Origin of the sequence: Lysobacter sp. CCNWLW3 (assembly GCF_036697405.1) — a bacterium.
Lineage (GTDB): Bacteria > Pseudomonadota > Gammaproteobacteria > Xanthomonadales > Xanthomonadaceae > Lysobacter.
This window is the reverse complement of record NZ_JBAHWA010000002.1, coordinates 200,297-216,471: the sequence shown is the minus strand read 5'-3', so window position 1 is coordinate 216,471 and position 16,175 is coordinate 200,297. Positions and strand designations below refer to the sequence as shown.

The following is a 16,175-nucleotide window of genomic DNA, read 5'->3' as shown; positions in this document are numbered from 1 at the left end:
GGGCGCGATTATGCGCGAGCGCCGCGCCTGCGTAGCGCCTGCGGCTCAGGGGCAGGAGCGGCGCAAGCCGCGACCGCGCCGATGCGCTCCACGGCGCAACCCTCGTCATCCGACGCGGCGCCGTCCGCCGGTGTCCGATCTCATGCAAAGCGCATGGCTCGCCGCATCTGGGGTTTCGCGGGCGCGGCTTGCGCCCGCTCCTCCCTCAACGGCGCGGGCCTCACGGCGCCGGTTGCACCGACACCAGCAGGGCGCCGCGCCCGGCGTGCGCGCCGATCGCCGGGCCGGTTTCGACCAGGTGCGCTTCGACCAGGTGCGCTTCGGCCAGGCCGACCCGGCGGCGCAGGGCTTCGAGCAGGCGCGCGCCGTCGTCGCGCGCGTCGCAATGGCCGACGATGGCGCGCCAGCGCGCGCCGCCGGGCAACCGGCGCGCGACGTAGCGCGCGAACTGCTCCGGCGCGCTGCGCCACGCCAGCAGGCCGCCGCTGACGCCCAGGCGCCCGTCGGCCTTCATGCGCGCCACCGGGGTCAGCCCGCTGTAGCGCACCGCGGGCCCGGCCCAGGCCGGGATGCGACCGCCGCGCACCGCGTGCGAGATGTCGCGCGCCATCGCCCAGGTCAGGGTCAGCGGGCGCAGGCGTTCCAGTTCGGCCAGGATCGCGGCCAGGTCGGCGCCGGCCTCGGCCAGTTCCGCCGCGCGCCAGGCCAGCAGGCCCTGCCCGCCGGCGGCGTTGACGCTGTCGAACACCCGCACCCGCAGCGGGTCGGCGCGCGCGGCGGCCTGTTCGCCGGACTGCAGCGTGCCCGAGACCGCGCGCGACAGGCCGACGTACAGCACTTCGGGATGGTGGGCGAGCAGAAAATCGAAGGGGCGGCGGAAATCGCCCGGCGGCGGCTGGCTGGTCTTGGGCAGGTCCGCGGACGCGGCCATGCGCCGGTAGAACTCGCCCGTGGCCAGGCCGACCTTGTCCAGGTAATCGCGGCCGTCGACGCTGACCCGCACCGGCACCACGTGCAGCGCGTGGCGTTCGAGCACGGCCTCGGGCAGATCGGCGGCGCTGTCGGTCACCACCGCCACGCGCTGCGAGGACTCCGCGCTGCGCTGCTGCAACAGCATGTCGTCGGCCTTCATGCCCTCGACCGTGCCGAACGCGGCGCAGGCATCGAACAAGCGCTGCGGCGCGCCGACGTGCGCATGCACGCGCATGCGCGTGGCGCCGCCGGCCAGCACCAGCGAATCGGCGCCGATCGCTTCCAGCGCGGCGCGCAAACGCTCGCGTTCGATGCCTTCGCCCAGCAGCAGGCATTCGCTGCACCAGCGCCGTTCGGGATCGACGTCCTCGTGCGGCGCGTGGCCTTCGTTCGCGCTGGGCGCTTCGTTGGCGGCCGCGGCCGCGCCGTGCACGCGCAAGGCGCGCGGCCCGCCGTCGACGAACTCGGCGATGCCTTCGAGCAGATCGACGAAACCCTGGGCACCGGCGTCGACCACGCCGGCGCGCTGCAGCAGCGCCATCTGCTGCGGCGTGCGCGCCAGGGCGATGCGGGCGCGCGCCAGCGCGCTGGCGAAGCCGGGCCGCGGGTCGCCCTGCCCGGCCGCCTCGCGCGCGGCTTCGTCCAGGGCATCGGCGAAGGCGCCGATCACGCTCAGGATGGTGCCCTCGACCGGGTGCGCCAGGGCCGCGCGCGCGCTGTCGGCGCCGTGCCGCACCGAGGCCGCCAGCGCGGCCGCGTCCAGCACCGGCTGGGCGCGCGCGTGCTCGGCCACCCCGTGCAGGAACTGGGCCAGGATCGCGCCCGAATTGCCGCGCGCGCCGTCGATGGCGTCGTTGCCGATGCGCAGCAGGAGTTCGCCGATATGCCGGCTGCGCCGGCTCAGCGCCCCATTCAGCAAGCTGCCCAGGGTATGCGCCAGGTTGTTGCCGGTGTCGCCGTCGGCGACCGGGAACACGTTGATCTTGTTCAAAGTGTCGCGCCCGGCGATGACCCGGCGGGCGCCGGCGATCAGGGCCCGGCGCAGGGCCGGAGCGGTCAGGGGCGGGCGCGGCGGGTTCATGCCCGGAGTCTGCCGCAACCGTTCGTCCGAACCTGCTGCGGCGCAGCACGGGTCGCGCCTACGGGCGCCATGGTTTCGCGCTATAGTCCGGATCTGTCCGGTGGCGATACCCAACCGGGCTAACGAGGATTCCGCCATGCTACGGATCTGCTTCTGCCTGCTGATCGCCCTCGCCAGTGCGAGCGTCGCCGCGCGCGAGGTCAAGCTGAGCGCGAACGAAAGCTGCCCGGAAAGCAGCTCGCAGAAGAAGGACGCGGTCCGCGCCAACAATCGCGCGGTCGTCGCGCCGACCCGCGCCGATCCCAAGGCCAAGCCCACGGTGCACAGCGACGCCAACAACGGCCGCCTGCAATCGCCGCGCTGGCACAGCTTCCTGCCGGGCATGTTCCGCTAAGCCGATCCGCCGGGCGCGTCGCGCTCATACCGGTTGCGCTGATTCACCCACTGTTCCTCACGCTTTGCCTGCGCTCGCCCGTGCGCGGGCAAACGCTTGCGGTTAGCCTGTCGCTCCCTCGCCCGCCCTAGCCCGCCGTGTTCGATTTCCTGCGCCGCCTGCGGCGGCCTGCGTCCATTGCCGACGATCTTTGGCGCGACGCGCGCGATGCGGTGCCGTGGGCGCGCGCGTTGGATGCGGCGCGCGACGCACGCCTGCGCGAACTGGTCGCGCGCTTCGTGCACGAAAAGACCATCAGCCCGATCGGCGAGCTCACCCTGGACGATCGCCAGCGCTGCATGCTGGCCATGCTGTGCTGCCTGCCGCTGCTGGAGTTCGGCGCCGAAGGCCTGCGCGGCTGGTCGCAGCTGATCGTTTATCCCGATGCGTTCCGGGTCAACCGCAGCCACATCGACGCCGCCGGCGTTCTCCACGAATGGCAGGACGAACTGATCGGCGAAGCCTGGGAATCCGGCCCGGTGATCCTGTCCTGGGCCGACGTCGCCGCCGACTGCGAGGACCCGCGCGCGGGCTTTTGCGTGGCCGCGCACGAGATCGCCCACAAGCTCGACGCGCTCGACGGCCTGCTCGACGGCACCCCGCCGCTGCCGCGGCCGTGGCAGCGCGAATGGGCGCGCGATTTCCAGCGCGTGTACGACGGCTTCGTCGACGAGGTCGATTCGGGCCGCCAGACCCTGATAGACCCCTACGCGGCCGAGGCGCCGGAGGAATTCTTCGCCGTCGCCACCGAGTACCACTTCAGCGACCCGGCCCTGCTGCGCGAGGCGATGCCGGAGATCGCCGCGCATCTGCAGCGCTTCTATGGGCCGTCGCCGTTCGCTTGAGGGAAGGGGGCCCAGGGCGAAAGCAACAGCAACAGCAAATCCCCCTAGCCCCCTTCTGCAAAGGGGGGAACTAAAGCGGTTCGACGGGAAGTCGCGACTGGCCGACGGCTGCGCCGCCGCTGGTCTTTCCCTTTGAAAAATGCGCCGCCGCCGGCCTTCCCCTTTGAGAGACGCGCCAACGCTTGTCTTCTCCCTTTGAGAGACACGGCAAGACTGGTCCTACTGTCTGAGAAATGCGCGCGCTGGTCTTCCCCCTTTGAAGAAGGGGGATCGAGGGGGATTTGCTTCAGGCCCCGCCGCGCAACTCAAAGCCCCGGCGGCAGCTTGACCTCGAAGCGCGCGCCGCCCAGCTCGTCCGACGGCACCACGTCCAGGGTGCCGCGATAACCGCGCACCAGGTCCTGCACGATCGCCAGGCCGATGCCGTGACCGTGCACGCGCTCGTCGCCGCGCACGCCGCGCTGCAGGATCAGCGCGACCTTCTCCGGCGGGATGCCGGGGCCGTCGTCGTCGACCGCCAGCAACAGGCCGGGGCGGCGATTGGGCGCGGTCTCGCCCGGCGTCACCGTCAGCAGCACCCGCGAATGCGCCCATTTGAAGGCGTTCTCGAGCAGGTTGCCGAGCAGCTCCTGCAGATCGCCGGGCTCGCCGTGGAACTGCACGCCCGGGGTGACGTCGAATTCGCACAGCACGCCCTTGGCGGCGTAGACCTTTTCCAGGCCGCGCACGATCTGCTCGGCATGCGGCTCGATCGCGACCGGCGCGGCGAACAGGGCATGGCCGCCCGAGGCCGCGCGCGCGAGCTGGTAGGACACCAGGTCGTTCATGCGCCGCAGCTGCAGGTCCACGTCCTCGCGCAGCTCGCCGTCGGGCGCGTTGTCGTCCAGGCGCGCGCGCAGCACCGCCAGCGGCGTCTTCAGGCTGTGGGCGAGATCGGCCAGGGTGTTGCGCTGGCGGTCGAGGTTCTCGCGCTCGCTCTCGATGAAGGCGTTGATGCTTTCGGTCAACGGTTCGAGCTCGCGCGGGTGGCGTTCGCTCATGCGCGAGGCCAGGCCGCGCTGCACGCGCTTGAGTTCCTCGATCACGCGCTGCAGCGGGCGCAGGCTCCACTGCATGATCAGCGCCTGCAGCAACAGCAGGATGAAACCGGCGCCGCCGAGGTAGCGCCACAGCGCGCCGCGGAACACCGCGACCTGGCCGCTGAGCGAGGTCGTGTTCTCGAGGATGTAGATGGTGTACGGGAATTCGGCGCGCGGGTCGCCGCCCGCCGCCCAGGTCAGGCCGATGCCGTAGCGGTAGGCCTCGCCGACGTCGCCGTTGATCTCGGTGATCGGCAGCGGGCCCTCGAAGCGGCGCTCGCTGGGCTTGAGCATGGACGCGGCCGGCAGCAGCGGCCCCTGCGCCGAGGGCGAGTCCCAATGCCCGTTGGGCAGCACCAGTTCGGCGTACAGGCCGCTGCCGGGCTGGTCGAAGCGCGGGTCGATCGGTTCGTAGGGCTCGACGAACTCGCCGCTGCGGTCGAAATCGCCCTTGGCCGCGTAGGCCAGGGCGTAGCCGTGCAGGCGTTCGCGCAGGTTGTTCTCGGCGGTGTCCAGGAAGGCCCGGTCCAGGGCGTAGCCGGCCAGGGCCAGGAAGGCCAGCAGGCCCAGGCTGGCCGCCAGCAGCTGGCGGGCGCGCAGCGAGCGCGGCTGGCCCCAGCTCATCGCGCGGCGCTCCGCGGCGGCAGGCGCCGGCGCACGAACGAAAACCGGGCGCGAATCGCGTTCGCGCCCGGTCGCTTGGATTCGCTGTAGGTTGCGTCCGCCCGCATGCCCGGCCCGACGTCCTCGCCCGGCCGCGGCCGGACGAAGCCCGTCCTTATTCCCCGCTGCGCGGAATGGCGAAGCGGTAGCCGCGGCCGCGCACGGTCTCGATCGGCTTCATGGCGCCGTCCGGGTCCAGCTTCTTGCGCAGGCGGCCGATGAAGACTTCGAGCACGTTGGAATCGCGGTCGAAGTCCTGCTGATAGATGTGCTCGGTGAGATCGGCCTTCGAGACCAGCTCGCCGGCGTGCATCATCAGGTACTCCAGCACCTTGTACTCGTAGCTGGTCAGATCGACGTTGGTGCCGGCCACGCTGACCGTCTGCGCGGCCAGGTCCAGCATGACCGGCCCGCATTCCAGGGTCGGCTTGCTCCAGCCCGCGGCGCGGCGCACCAGCGCGTTGAGGCGCGCCAGCAGCTCCTCGACGTGGAAGGGCTTGACCAGGTAGTCGTCGGCGCCCTGCTTGAGGCCTTCGACCTTGTCCTGCCAGCTCGAACGCGCGGTGAGGATCAGCACCGGGAACTTCTTGCCTTCGTCGCGCAGGGCCTTGATCAGCTCCATGCCCGACATCTTGGGCAGGCCGAGGTCGATGATGCCCAGGTCGAACGGGACTTCGCGGCCCATGTACAGGCCTTCCTCGCCGTCCTGAGCGGCGTCCACAGCGAAGCCTTCCCGCTTCAGGCGCGCGGCCAGGGTCTCGCGCAGCGGTGCTTCGTCTTCGACCAACAGAATTCGCATGGGCACTCCCTTATCAGTCGACCGCGCCGGAGGGCGCGACCTCTACGCCAGAGGTTAGTCGTTGTCGTTGTCGTCGCCGCGTGTACGGCCGCCATTGTCGCGACGCTCGCGGCCCTGCTGCGGGTCGTCCATGTAGATCCGGACCCGGCCGCTGGGGTCGACGACCTTGACCCGATTGACGTCGCGGCCGTCGAACGGCACCCGCTCGGCGCTCAGGACCTGGCCGCCGCCGCTTTCGCGTTCGACACGGCGCACTGCATCGGACAACGCGCGATGGCCCTCGTGGCGGTCATGGCCATCGTCGCGGTCGCGACGTTCCTGGCCCTGGCCCTGACCACGGCCGCCCCGGTCCTGCGCCCAGGCGTCGCCGGCCCCGACCGCGAAAGCGGCGAGCAGCAGCGTGGCCATGACACGGGTGGACAGGATCTTCATGGGGACTCGACAGGACAGCGTGACGGAACAATAGCGCACGGGCGCTGGATGAGGTGGCATTCTCGGAACGGAGCGGTGAATCCGGTCTGAACTTTTTCTTTACCTTCCAGCCGCCATTCAGGCCGGTACGCGCGGGCAACGGCGTGGAGCGTCGGCGAAACCGTCCGGTCCTGAGTTGGCCGCCGCGGGGACACCGCAGCGGGCCCGCTGCCAGACCACGATGACACCGTGGTCAATGGCTCAGTAGATCTCGCCCACACAGCAGCGCAGCGAGCCGCCGCCGGCCTCGATCGCGTCCAGCTCGACCGCGGCCACGGCGAAGCCCGCCCGCTTCAGGCCGGCCCGGCTGGCCGGGCTCAGCGCTGCGGCGGCGCGCGCGCTCATCCAGACCCGCTCCGGCGACAGCGCGATCGCGTTGCCGGCGAAGGCGGCGTGCTCGGCCGGGCCCAGCCCGATCGCATGCGGGGCGTAGACCGCGGCGATCGCGGCGGCCACGGCCGGGTCGGCGAAGCCGCCCGGGCAGATCAGGGCGGCGCGGCCGGCCAGCACCGCCAGCACCACGTTGGTGTGGTATTCGCCCGCCGCCAGCTCGAACAGCAGGGTCGCGCGCAGGCCCAGGGCCTCGTGCATCAGGCGTGCGCCCTGCTCGTCGCAGCGCTCGGACAGGCCGCAGTAGCCCAGCCCGCGCGCACGGTCGATCACCAGCGCGCCGGTGAGCTCGCAGGGGTGCGGCTGGGTCGACAGGTCGATCTCGGCGTAGCCCAGCACCTGGCGGAAGAAGGCGCGGATGTCGGCGCGCTCGGCCTCGCGCTGGCGCACCGGATGGCGCATGCGCCCGATCAGGCAGCGCCCGGGCGCGGTCGCGTAGACGTTGTTGGGGAACAGCGCGTCGGGCGTGTCCGGATCGCCTGCGAAGCAGATCGTCGGCAGCACGCCCGACAGCGCGCGCTGCAGCTGGCGGTGCTGGGCGCTGGCCAAGCCGGGGTCGAAGCCCTCGGCGGCGGCCATGTAGCGGTTGTCGCCGGCGGACTGCTCGGCGCGGGCGAAGCCGTCGGGCGCGACCAGGAAGGCGGCGCGCGCGGTGGCCGGGCCGAAGTCCGGCGCGCAGCCGCGCGCGAAGGCGAGGAAAGCGTCGGGGTCGCGGCCGATCATGCGGCGGCGTCGGCGCGCGTTTCGGTCAGCGCCAGCGCGCGCTCGACCAGCGACCAGTCCGCACCCGGCCGGTGCGCGCCCTCGCTGAGCACCTGCCGGAACGCGCGCCCGCCGCGCTCGCCGTGGAACAGGCCCAGCAGGTGGCGGGTGATGTGCTTGAGGGCGACCCCACGCGCGAGCTGGCCCTCGACATAGGGACGCAGGCCGCGCAGCAGCTCGGCGCGGCTGCGCAGCTCGCCGCCGAACCAGGCCACGTCCAGGCGATGCAGCAGATAGGGGTCGTGATAGGCGGCGCGGCCGAGCATGGCGCCGTCGCTGTGGGCCAGGTGCGCGGTCGCGTCGGCCTGGCTGGCGATGCCGCCATTGACGATCACCTGCAGCTCCGGGTGGTCCTGCTTCAGGCGGTAGGCCCAGTCGTAGCGCAGCGGCGGCACCTCGCGGTTTTCCTTAGGCGACAGGCCCTTGAGCCAGGCATTGCGCGCGTGCACCACGAACATGCGGCAACCGGCCGCCGCCACCCGCTCGATGAAGGCCAGGAACACCTCGTAGTGCTGGTCGTCGTCGACCCCGAGCCGGCACTTCACCGTCACCGGCACCTCGCAGGCCGCGACCATGGCCGCGACCGAATCGGCGACCAGCGCCGGCTCGCGCATCAGGCAGGCGCCGAAGCGCCCGGCCTGGACCCGGTCGGAGGGGCAGCCGCAGTTGAGATTGATCTCGTCGAAGCCGTGCTCGGCGCCGATCCGCGCCGCCTGCGCCAACAACTCCGGCTCGCTGCCGCCCAACTGCAACGCCACCGGATGCTCGACCGGATCCATCGCCAGCAGCCGGTCGCGATCGCCGTGGATCACCGCGTTGGCATGCACCATCTCGGTGTACAGCCGCGCATGCGGGGCCAGCGCACGGTGGAAGACCCGGCACTGGGTGTCGGTCCAATCCATCATCGGGGCGACGGACAGGCGCAGTTGCGACGGCGGAATGGCGGGCGAGGCGGTCATCGTTTCCATTGTACGGGGTGGAGGCTGAGCCCCGGCTCGGGCCCCTTGCCCTCCGACCACCCCGAGAGCCCGGGTAAGCGCGCGCGGCATCGAATGGCCCTGCCCCCGTCCTCCCTTTTCCAGGTGTCCGCCGCCACGCCTGCCACGCGTTGGCCCAGATGGGGGATTCGCACTGCCTTGCGTGGCGCCACCACCATCCACTTCCGCGCGCTGAGACAAAGCCGAAATGAGCGTCCCCCAGCATCGGTCACGGCGTCGTGGCTACACGATCGGATTCGCCTTGGCGCTGACCGCGGCCGCGAGCTGGGCCACCCTTTACCTGGGTTCCGTCGCGCCACCCGCCAGCGAAGCTGCCAGCGCGCGCGCCGTTCCGAGCGCGGCGCAGATAGCCGCCGCCCGTGGCGACCCCATCATCCTGGCGGCGATCCAGACGCGGGCGAACGAGAATCGAATCATGCGCGGCGATGCTGCCGCGCTGGCGGCGTTCCAGACCCTGCGCCCGCTCGGCGGCCTGACCGCCCTGCCCGCCTTGGGCGACCCGCTCAAGGGGACCTTCTCTCCCGTCGTGGATTGGCCGCTGGTCGGCATCCACGCGGTGCTGACCCCCGACGGTCGCGTGCTCACCTACGGCACCACGGCCGCTGGCGCCCGCACCGGGTACTACCTCTACGATGTCTGGGATCCACTGCTGGGGCTGGGCAGCGAGGCGCATACGGTCCTGCCCAACGCCACCGCGGTCGACATCTTCTGCAACGCCCAACTCCTGCTGCCCGACGGCAACATCGAGATGTGGGGCGGCGACGTCGTCAACCTGGCCACGGGCAGGGCCACGCTGCAACCCAACGACGATTCCAACCTTTTCACTCCGCTCGACAACCAGCTGGTGCGCACGGGCAAGATGTTCCGCAAGCGCTGGTATGCCACCGCCACGACCCTGCCCAACGGCGAGGTGTACATCCAGGGCGGCACCGGCGGCGAGGACTTTCCCGAAGTCCGCACCGGCACAGGCAATTTCCGTCTCCTGTCGGGCGCATCCACCACCTATCTCGGAGAACTCTATCCGCGCAACTTCCTCGCGCCGGACGGCAACGTCTTCGGAACGCGCTACGAGGAGATGTACCGGGTCGATGCCAACGGTACGGGCGTTCTTGCGCGGGCGGGGAAATTCCCGCCCAACGCCATGGGCGCCAGTTCGACGGCGGTGATGTTCCGGCCCGGCAAGATCCTGCAGACCGGCGGCGGCTACGACCTGGCCTTCGCAAGTCCGCTGGCGCACGTGATCGACATCAACCCCGCAACGCCCAGCCTCCAACAGGTGGCGCCGCCGCTCTATCGCCGCCACTGGGCCACCAGCACGATGCTGCCGGACGGCCGCGTGTTCCTGTCCGGCGGCAGCGTGGCGGACAACGACCCCGTCAATGGCGTGGACTACACCAGCGAGCTCTACGACCCGGCGACGAACACCTGGTCGGAGGGCGCCACCGCGCAGCGGATGCGGCTCTACCACTCCTCGTCGCTGCTGTTGCCCGATGCGACGGTACTGACCCTGGGCGGCGGCGCCATCGGGCCGCAACTCAACCTCAACGCCGAAATCTATTACCCGCCGTACCTGTTCAATGCCGATGGCACGCCCGCCGCGCGGCCGATCATCGCATCGTCGCCCATGACCACCGACCCCGGCCGGACGATCGCGATCGAAACGCCGACTGCGGCCGGCATCGCCCGGGTGACGCTGCTCAAGACCGGCTCGGTCACGCACTCCTTCGACATGGATCAACGCTTCCTCGAACTGCCGTTCACCGTGGCGGGGAACGAACTGCAGGTCAGCCTGCCCGCAAATATCTTCGAGACGCCGCCGGGCTTCTACATGCTGTTCGTCTTCAACGATCGGGGCGTTCCCTCCGAAGCCGCCATGCTGCGCATCAACGCGCAGGTGCCGGCGCGGCTGACCGTCAGCAAGGTCGTGGTGAACGACGAAGGCGGCAGCAAGCTCGCATCGAACTTCAGTTTCTCGGTCAACGGCGCGGCGCCGCTGGCGTTCGAGGCCGACGGCAGCAACATGCTCAACCTGCCGGCCGGGACCTACACCGTCACCGAGCCGGCCGTGCCCGGATATGTCGCCAGTCTGTCGAACTGCAGCGGCATCGTGCTGGCCGCGGGCGGCAGCGCGACCTGCACGATCACCAACAACGACCGGCCTGCCGCATTCACGGCGACTGCCGGCACCAGCAAGCCCATCTACACGGCCGGCGAAACGGTGACGATGACGGCGCGTGTGCTCAACAACGGCATCCCGGTTGCGGGTGCCAGGGTGAATTTCGATGCGCTCAAACCCAACGGGGTCAATCACGTCGTGCTCGCCGCCACCACGGACAGCGGCGGCAATGCCAGCGTCTCGTTCGTGTCCGGCAGCGGCCCCAGTTCGATCGGAACCTACGCGCTGACGGCCACCGCGACCAGCGGCGGCCTCGCGACCCAGGCCAGCGCGAGCTTCGTGGTGCAGAAGACCCAGGCGCCGCCGCCGGCCATGCTGACCGTGCGCAAGGTGATGGTGAACGAGAACGGGGGCAGCAAGGCCGCATCCGACTTCGGTTTCTCGGTCAACGGTGCGGCGCCGGTGGCGTTCGAGCCCGACGGCAGCAACGTGCTCAGCGTTCCGGCCGGCACCTACACCGTGACCGAGCCGGCCGTGGCCGATTACACCGCCAGCCTGGCCAATTGCAGCGGCATCGTGCTGGCTGCGGGCGACAGCGCGACCTGCACGATCACCAACATCGATACGCCTTCGTTCACGGCGACCGCCGGCACCAGCAAATCCGGCTACGCGCCCGGCGAAACGGTGACGATGACGGCGCGCGTGCTCAACGGCGGCGTTGCGGTCGCGGGTGCCGGTGTGACCTTCGATGCGCTGAAGCCAAACGGAATCAACCATGTCGTACGCACGGCGACCACGGACAGCAATGGCAATGCCAGCGCATCGTTCGCGTCCGGCACCGGTCCCAGCTCGATCGGCATCTACCAGCTGACCGTCACCGCGACCAGCGGCGGCCTCACGACCAAAGCCTACGCAAGCTTCGCGGTCCAGCGCCCACCCGCTACGCTGACGGTCGGCAAGCTCGTGGTGAACGACGACGGCGGCAGCCGGGTCGCGTCGGACTTCAGCTTCTCGGTCAACGGCGCGGCACCGGTGGCGTTCGAGCCCGATGGCAGCAACGTCCTCAGCCTCCCGGCCGGCACCTACACCGTCACCGAACCGGCTGTGCCCGGCTATGTCGCCAGCCTGTCCAATTGCAGCGGCATCGTGCTGGCCGCGGGCGGCAACGCGACCTGCACGATCGTCAACAACGACCAGGCGCCCCAATCGGCCACCTTGACCGTCGACAAGGTGGTGGTGAACAACGAGGGCGGCAGCAAGGTCGCATCGGACTTCAGCTTCTCGGTCAACGGGGCCACGCCGGTGAGGTTCGAGGCCGACGGCAGCAACGCGCTCAGCGTTCCGGCCGGCACCTACACCGTCGCCGAGCCGGCCGTGGCCGGCTATGCCGCCAGCCTGTCGCATTGCAGCGACATCGTGCTGGCCGCGGGCGACAGCGCGACCTGCACGATCACCAACGACGATGTGTTCGCGTTCGCAGCGACCACCGGCACCAGCAAGCCCAGCTACATCCGCGGCGAAACGGTGACGATGATGGCGCGCGTGCTCAACCACGGCCAGCCGGTCTCCGGCGCCCTAGTCAGCTTCGACGCGCTGAAGCCCAATCTCGTCAACCATGTCCAGCTCAGCGCGACCACCAACAGCAATGGCGATGCCAGCGTCTCGTTCGTGTCCGGCACCGGCCCCAGCTCGATCGGCACCTATCAGCTGACGGCCACCGCGACCAGCGGCAGCCTCACGACCCAGGCCTACGCGAGCTTCGTGGTCCAGTAAGAGCCACGTTCCAGGACCGGGGCGCCACGGCTCGCCCGGCGAAGCAGGGTGCCTTGCCGCGGCCTGAACCGGCGCCACGCCCACGCGCCTGAACGCGCGCGCATCCACAGCCGCATCACCCCGAGCGGCGGAAGCTGCGGTGCGCAGGGGCCGCATCACAGGAGGCCAGCATGAAACCGCAGACCTGCGTTTACGCCCTGGGTCTGGCCGCCGCGCTCGCGGCGATGCCGACGCCGGCCCAGGAGACCACCAAGCCCAAGGCGATGATGAGCTCGGCCGAAAAGATCGCCGTGATCGACAGCGACCACGACGGCATCGTCACCGCCGAGGAGCACGCCGCCGGCGCGCGCGCGATGTTCGAGCGCATGGACGCGAACCGCGACGGCAAGGTCACCGCCGCCGAGATGGACGCGGCGCACCAGGCCATGGGCGCCAACAAGCAGCCCAAGGCGAACGCCGACGATCCGCCGCCCAACGAGCGGCCGATGGACAACAAGAAGAAGGATTGAAGCGCCAGGCCAACCGCGTCGGCGCCTACTCCGGCGGGTGCCAGACCATGTAGACGTCGGCGCGGGCGTAGTGCGAGCCGGGGCGCGGCGCCGGGTAATGGCGGAAGCCCACGCTCTCGTACAGCTTCAGCGCCGGCGTCAGCTTGGTGCTGGATTCCAGGAACAATTCGCGGCCGCCCATGGCCTGGAAACGCTGCAGCGCGCCCAGCATCAGCAGGCGGCCGATGCCGCCGCCGCGCAGCGCGCTGTCGACCGCCATCTTGGTCAGTTCGAAGACCCCGTCGCCTTCGTGCTTGAGCGCGACGGTGCCCAGCGCGCGCTGGGCGCCGTCCACCGCGAACAGCACGCGCCCGCCGTCGGCGAGCAGATGGGTCTCCGGGTCGTCCAGCACCGCCCGGTCGATGGCCTCGACCACGAACCAGCGCTGCAGCCACTCCAGGTTGAGGCGGGCGAAATCGGCGCGCCATTGCGGCGCGAAATCGACGATGCGGATATCGGCGGCGGGGACGCGTTCGCTCATGCGTCCATCATAGTGCCGCGCCGCCGGCCTGGCGCGGCCCACGCCTAGCGCTTGCCCTTGTCCTTGGCCTTGTCTTTGTCCGGGCCCTTGGCCTGGCCGGCGGATTTGCCCTTGCCGGCCTCGCGCGCCTGCGGCGGCGGGGCGCGCTTGGCTTTGACGCTGGGCCGGTTCGGAAAGTCGCGACGCAGCTCGGCGTCGATCGCGATCGGGCGGCCCCAGCGGTCGTAGGTCGGCACGAAACCGCGCTTGAGGCGGTGGAACTCGGGCGAGCCCGGCTTGACGCCCAGGCGCTGTGCGACCGCGCCCCAGCCCTCGCCGTGGCTGCGTTCCCATTCGTCGACCACGTAGCGGCAGGGAAGGCCCAGCACCTGCGCCAGCGCGCAGGCGTAGTAGACATCGCCCGGCGCCCAGCGGCGCGCGCCCAGCAGATCCGACACCAGCTCGCGCGGCGCGCCGTAGTTGCGCACCACCTCGTCCACGAAGGGCTCGCGGTAACGCGTGCCGTAGCGGTTCACGTCGCCCAGCCAGGTGTCGACCCAGGCGTCGCCGCTGCGCGGGTCCCAGCCGAACGCGAAGTCCTGCGCCCAGCTCTGGCCGATGCCCAACACCGCCGCGATCGAGGCCAGCAGCGCCAGCATGCGCACCCGCAGGCGCGGGCGCGACGGATTCGGCGAAGGGGCGACGGCGCGGTCCATGCTCAGCGCGAAATCACGAATTTGCCGAAGGCCACGCCCAGGTCCCAGCCCTCGCCCTTGCCGGCCAGGGCCAGCGAAACCTCGCCCTTGGTCATGACCTGGGCCTTGCTGGACTTGACCGCGCCGGCATGGGCCTCGGCGGTGGCGTAGGTGCCCAGCACCTCGGAGATGTTGTGCACGCCGGAGAATTCGCCGACGCCGTTCTCGATCCTGGATTTGCCCACGGTCAGGCCGCCGCCCTTGGCGCTGATCTTGACCGACATGCTCTGGCCGTTGCTGCAGTGGACGGTGCCGCTGCCGGAGGAGGTCTTGTAGAACACCGACCAGCCGGACAGGTTGAAGCGGAGTTTGCAGTCGACCGAGCCCGCGGCCTGGGCCGGGGACGCCCAGGTGGCGGTCAGGCCGGCGACGGCGAGGCTGGCGCACAGCAGTAGCGACTTCATGAGGGGACGACTCCTTGCAGGCAGGGCCGCAGGCTAGCACCGAACGCGGCGCACGGCAGCACGGCGGCCGACGGCACCGCGGTGGCGGTGCCGTCGGGATGGGGTTCAGTCGTCGTAACGCCTGCGGTCGTAACGGCTGTCGTAATAGCGGCCGTCGTAGTAACGGTTGTCGTAGCGATTGTCGTAACGGCGGTCGTAGCGGACGTCGTAGCGATTGTCGTAACGGCGGTCGTAGCGGACGTCGTAGCGATTGTCGTAACGGCGGTCGTAGCGCGGATCGTAGTACTCGGTCCGGCACTTGCCGTGCTTGTTGCAGTTCGCCGTGCGGTAGCCCGGGCGGTTGTACTGATTGCGGTAGCCGTAGGCGTTGCCGTACGGAGGCTGCGAGTAGCCGTGGCGCGGCACGTTGCGGTAGTAGGTCGGGCGGCCGTAGCGGTCGCGCACCACGATCAGGCGATCGTCGTAGCCGTAGTTGCCGTAACGGTAGTACGGGGTGTTGCCGCGGATGATCACGTCGGCCACGTCGACGATCACGCGAACCAGGTCGTCGCTCTGCGCCATCGCCGGGGCCGGCGTCATCGCGACCACGCCGAAGCCGGCGGCCACGACCACCGGGGCGAGCCATCGGGACAGTGCGGTCATGTCGTTCTCCTCAACGCCTGCACCATTGCAGGCACGCTGCGACGATGCGACCGCGACGGTGAACGATTTCCTAATTTCGCCCTTACCGCCCGGAACCGCTCAGCCGGCGTTGGGATAACGTCGGCGGCCGTTCAGGCGGCCGCCGCGCGCGCCAGTTCGCGCACCGCGTCCGGCAGGGCCTGGGCGCCGTCGACGCGGCGCAGGCGCGGCGCATCGGCGGCCACCTCGGCCTCGTTCTCGTGCGCCCAGGTCACGTGGTACGGCATGTGGATGCCCCAGCCGCCCAGCGCCAGCACCGGTGCGATGTCCGAGCGCAGGGAGTTGCCGATCATCACGAACTGGCCCGCCGCCAGGCCGAACTCGTCGAACAGGCGCGCGTAGGTCGCGGCGTCCTTCTCGCTCACGATCTCGATGCGGCGGAACAGATCGGCCAGGCCGCACTGGCGCACTTTGGCTTCCTGGTGGAACAGGTCGCCCTTGGTGATCAGAACCACGTCGTACTCGCCGGCGATCGCGCGCACCGCCTCGGGAATGCCGGGCAGCAGTTCGACCGGATGCCGCAGCAGGTCCTTGCCCAGGCCGACGATGCGATGCAGGTCGGCGGCGCCGATGCGCTGGCCGGTGATCTCGACCGCGGCCTCGATCATCGACAGCACCATGCCCTTCACGCCATAGCCGAACAGCGCGATGTTGCGCTTCTCGACCTCGTACAGGTGCTGATGCACGCCGGCGTCGTGCAGGTCGACGTAGGCGCCGACGATGCGCTCGAATTCGAGCTGGGCCTCATCGAAATAATCCTGGCTGCGCCAGAGGGTGTCGTCGGCGTCGAAGCCGACCAGCCGGATCCCGGCCGCGTGCGTGCGATTCATGCGCGCATTATGCCGCGCGCGCGGCCCGGCGAAGAAGCCGGCGTAGCAAACAGGAAGGGCGGCCCTAGCCGCCCTTCCTCCGCAGGGGAGTCCACACCCCCGGGTTCTGCCGAGC

Annotated in this window: 15 protein-coding genes; 4 read left to right on the top strand and 11 right to left on the bottom strand. The window is 70.4% G+C overall.

Annotation, left to right across the window (positions count from 1 at the left end; genetic code table 11):
- Nucleotides 1–220 precede the first annotated feature (220 nt).
- On the bottom strand, nucleotides 221–2,053 hold the full coding sequence (locus V1318_RS06170; RefSeq protein ID WP_332938661.1) for a DegV family protein: 1,833 nt from the start codon (nucleotides 2,051–2,053) through the stop codon (nucleotides 221–223).
- Nucleotides 2,054–2,189: 136 nt separating this feature from the next.
- On the opposite strand from V1318_RS06170, the gene V1318_RS06165 reads away from it, so the two are divergent.
- Both V1318_RS06165 and V1318_RS06160 read left to right on the top strand, forming a co-directional pair.
- Nucleotides 2,190–2,447: a hypothetical protein gene (locus V1318_RS06165; protein WP_332938660.1), complete on the top strand. Its 258-nt coding sequence runs from the start codon at nucleotides 2,190–2,192 to the stop codon at nucleotides 2,445–2,447.
- A gap of 137 nt (nucleotides 2,448–2,584) precedes the next feature.
- Entirely contained in the window at nucleotides 2,585–3,331 is a 747-nt protein-coding gene (locus V1318_RS06160) for a M90 family metallopeptidase (protein ID WP_332938658.1), read from the top strand.
- A 305-nt stretch (nucleotides 3,332–3,636) separates the two neighbouring features.
- On the opposite strand, the gene V1318_RS06155 is transcribed toward V1318_RS06160, so the two are convergent.
- The 5 genes from V1318_RS06155 to dusA all read right to left on the bottom strand — a co-directional run bounded on the left by V1318_RS06155 (nucleotide 3,637) and on the right by dusA (nucleotide 8,454).
- Complete coding sequence (locus tag V1318_RS06155; protein ID WP_332938656.1) at nucleotides 3,637–5,034, bottom strand: ATP-binding protein; 1,398 nt, start codon at nucleotides 5,032–5,034, stop codon at nucleotides 3,637–3,639.
- Between the two features lie 154 nt (nucleotides 5,035–5,188).
- A complete protein-coding gene (locus V1318_RS06150) occupies nucleotides 5,189–5,872 on the bottom strand; it encodes a response regulator transcription factor (RefSeq protein ID WP_055909122.1) in 684 nt (227 codons plus the stop codon).
- A gap of 54 nt (nucleotides 5,873–5,926) precedes the next feature.
- Nucleotides 5,927–6,280 (bottom strand): hypothetical protein, encoded by a 354-nt coding sequence (locus V1318_RS06145; protein ID WP_332939009.1) that lies wholly within the window; start codon nucleotides 6,278–6,280, stop codon nucleotides 5,927–5,929.
- 264 nt (nucleotides 6,281–6,544) lie between these two features.
- On the bottom strand, nucleotides 6,545–7,456 hold the full coding sequence (locus V1318_RS06140; protein WP_332938652.1) for an arginine deiminase-related protein: 912 nt from the start codon (nucleotides 7,454–7,456) through the stop codon (nucleotides 6,545–6,547).
- Nucleotides 7,453–8,454 (bottom strand): tRNA dihydrouridine(20/20a) synthase DusA, encoded by a 1,002-nt coding sequence (dusA, locus tag V1318_RS06135; protein WP_332938650.1) that lies wholly within the window; start codon nucleotides 8,452–8,454, stop codon nucleotides 7,453–7,455. Before dusA ends, V1318_RS06140 begins: the two co-directional genes overlap by 4 nt.
- A gap of 454 nt (nucleotides 8,455–8,908) precedes the next feature.
- On the opposite strand from dusA, the gene V1318_RS06130 reads away from it, so the two are divergent.
- Both V1318_RS06130 and V1318_RS06125 read left to right on the top strand, forming a co-directional pair.
- Complete coding sequence (locus V1318_RS06130; protein WP_332938648.1) at nucleotides 8,909–12,382, top strand: galactose oxidase-like domain-containing protein; 3,474 nt, start codon at nucleotides 8,909–8,911, stop codon at nucleotides 12,380–12,382.
- Between the two features lie 170 nt (nucleotides 12,383–12,552).
- Nucleotides 12,553–12,891, top strand: coding sequence for a hypothetical protein (locus V1318_RS06125; protein ID WP_332938646.1), 339 nt, complete (start codon nucleotides 12,553–12,555; stop codon nucleotides 12,889–12,891).
- A gap of 25 nt (nucleotides 12,892–12,916) precedes the next feature.
- Here V1318_RS06125 and V1318_RS06120 read toward each other — a convergent pair whose 3' ends face one another.
- From V1318_RS06120 to V1318_RS06100, 5 genes are all read right to left on the bottom strand, one after another.
- On the bottom strand, nucleotides 12,917–13,411 hold the full coding sequence (locus V1318_RS06120; RefSeq protein WP_332938644.1) for a GNAT family N-acetyltransferase: 495 nt from the start codon (nucleotides 13,409–13,411) through the stop codon (nucleotides 12,917–12,919).
- Nucleotides 13,412–13,455: 44 nt separating this feature from the next.
- Nucleotides 13,456–14,106 (bottom strand): hypothetical protein, encoded by a 651-nt coding sequence (locus V1318_RS06115; RefSeq protein WP_332938642.1) that lies wholly within the window; start codon nucleotides 14,104–14,106, stop codon nucleotides 13,456–13,458.
- 2 nt (nucleotides 14,107–14,108) lie between these two features.
- Nucleotides 14,109–14,549, bottom strand: a complete 441-nt coding sequence (locus V1318_RS06110) for a hypothetical protein (RefSeq protein WP_332938640.1) — start codon at nucleotides 14,547–14,549, stop codon at nucleotides 14,109–14,111.
- 105 nt (nucleotides 14,550–14,654) lie between these two features.
- The gene (locus V1318_RS06105; protein WP_332938639.1) at nucleotides 14,655–15,191 is read right to left on the bottom strand and encodes a hypothetical protein; all 537 of its coding nucleotides are present in this window, start codon (nucleotides 15,189–15,191) and stop codon (nucleotides 14,655–14,657) included.
- Nucleotides 15,192–15,322: 131 nt separating this feature from the next.
- Nucleotides 15,323–16,060 (bottom strand): HAD family hydrolase, encoded by a 738-nt coding sequence (locus V1318_RS06100; protein WP_332938637.1) that lies wholly within the window; start codon nucleotides 16,058–16,060, stop codon nucleotides 15,323–15,325.
- Between the last annotated feature and the right edge of the window lie 115 nt (nucleotides 16,061–16,175).

Bases quoted from the DNA above. Each gene is read 5' to 3' on its own strand.
- V1318_RS06170 (WP_332938661.1), bottom strand. From the start codon at position 2,053: ATGAACCCGCCGCGCCCGCCCCTGACCGCTCCGGCCCTGCGCCGGGCC.
- V1318_RS06165 (WP_332938660.1), top strand. From the start codon at position 2,190: ATGCTACGGATCTGCTTCTGCCTGCTGATCGCCCTCGCCAGTGCGAGC.
- V1318_RS06155 (WP_332938656.1), bottom strand. From the start codon at position 5,034: ATGAGCTGGGGCCAGCCGCGCTCGCTGCGCGCCCGCCAGCTGCTGGCG.
- V1318_RS06150 (WP_055909122.1), bottom strand. From the start codon at position 5,872: ATGCGAATTCTGTTGGTCGAAGACGAAGCACCGCTGCGCGAGACCCTG.
- V1318_RS06145 (WP_332939009.1), bottom strand. From the start codon at position 6,280: ATGGCCACGCTGCTGCTCGCCGCTTTCGCGGTCGGGGCCGGCGACGCC.
- V1318_RS06140 (WP_332938652.1), bottom strand. From the start codon at position 7,456: ATGATCGGCCGCGACCCCGACGCTTTCCTCGCCTTCGCGCGCGGCTGC.
- dusA (WP_332938650.1), bottom strand. From the start codon at position 8,454: ATGACCGCCTCGCCCGCCATTCCGCCGTCGCAACTGCGCCTGTCCGTC.
- V1318_RS06130 (WP_332938648.1), top strand. From the start codon at position 8,909: ATGCGCGGCGATGCTGCCGCGCTGGCGGCGTTCCAGACCCTGCGCCCG.
- V1318_RS06125 (WP_332938646.1), top strand. From the start codon at position 12,553: ATGAAACCGCAGACCTGCGTTTACGCCCTGGGTCTGGCCGCCGCGCTC.
- V1318_RS06120 (WP_332938644.1), bottom strand. From the start codon at position 13,411: ATGAGCGAACGCGTCCCCGCCGCCGATATCCGCATCGTCGATTTCGCG.
- V1318_RS06115 (WP_332938642.1), bottom strand. From the start codon at position 14,106: ATGGACCGCGCCGTCGCCCCTTCGCCGAATCCGTCGCGCCCGCGCCTG.
- V1318_RS06110 (WP_332938640.1), bottom strand. From the start codon at position 14,549: ATGAAGTCGCTACTGCTGTGCGCCAGCCTCGCCGTCGCCGGCCTGACC.
- V1318_RS06105 (WP_332938639.1), bottom strand. From the start codon at position 15,191: ATGACCGCACTGTCCCGATGGCTCGCCCCGGTGGTCGTGGCCGCCGGC.
- V1318_RS06100 (WP_332938637.1), bottom strand. From the start codon at position 16,060: ATGAATCGCACGCACGCGGCCGGGATCCGGCTGGTCGGCTTCGACGCC.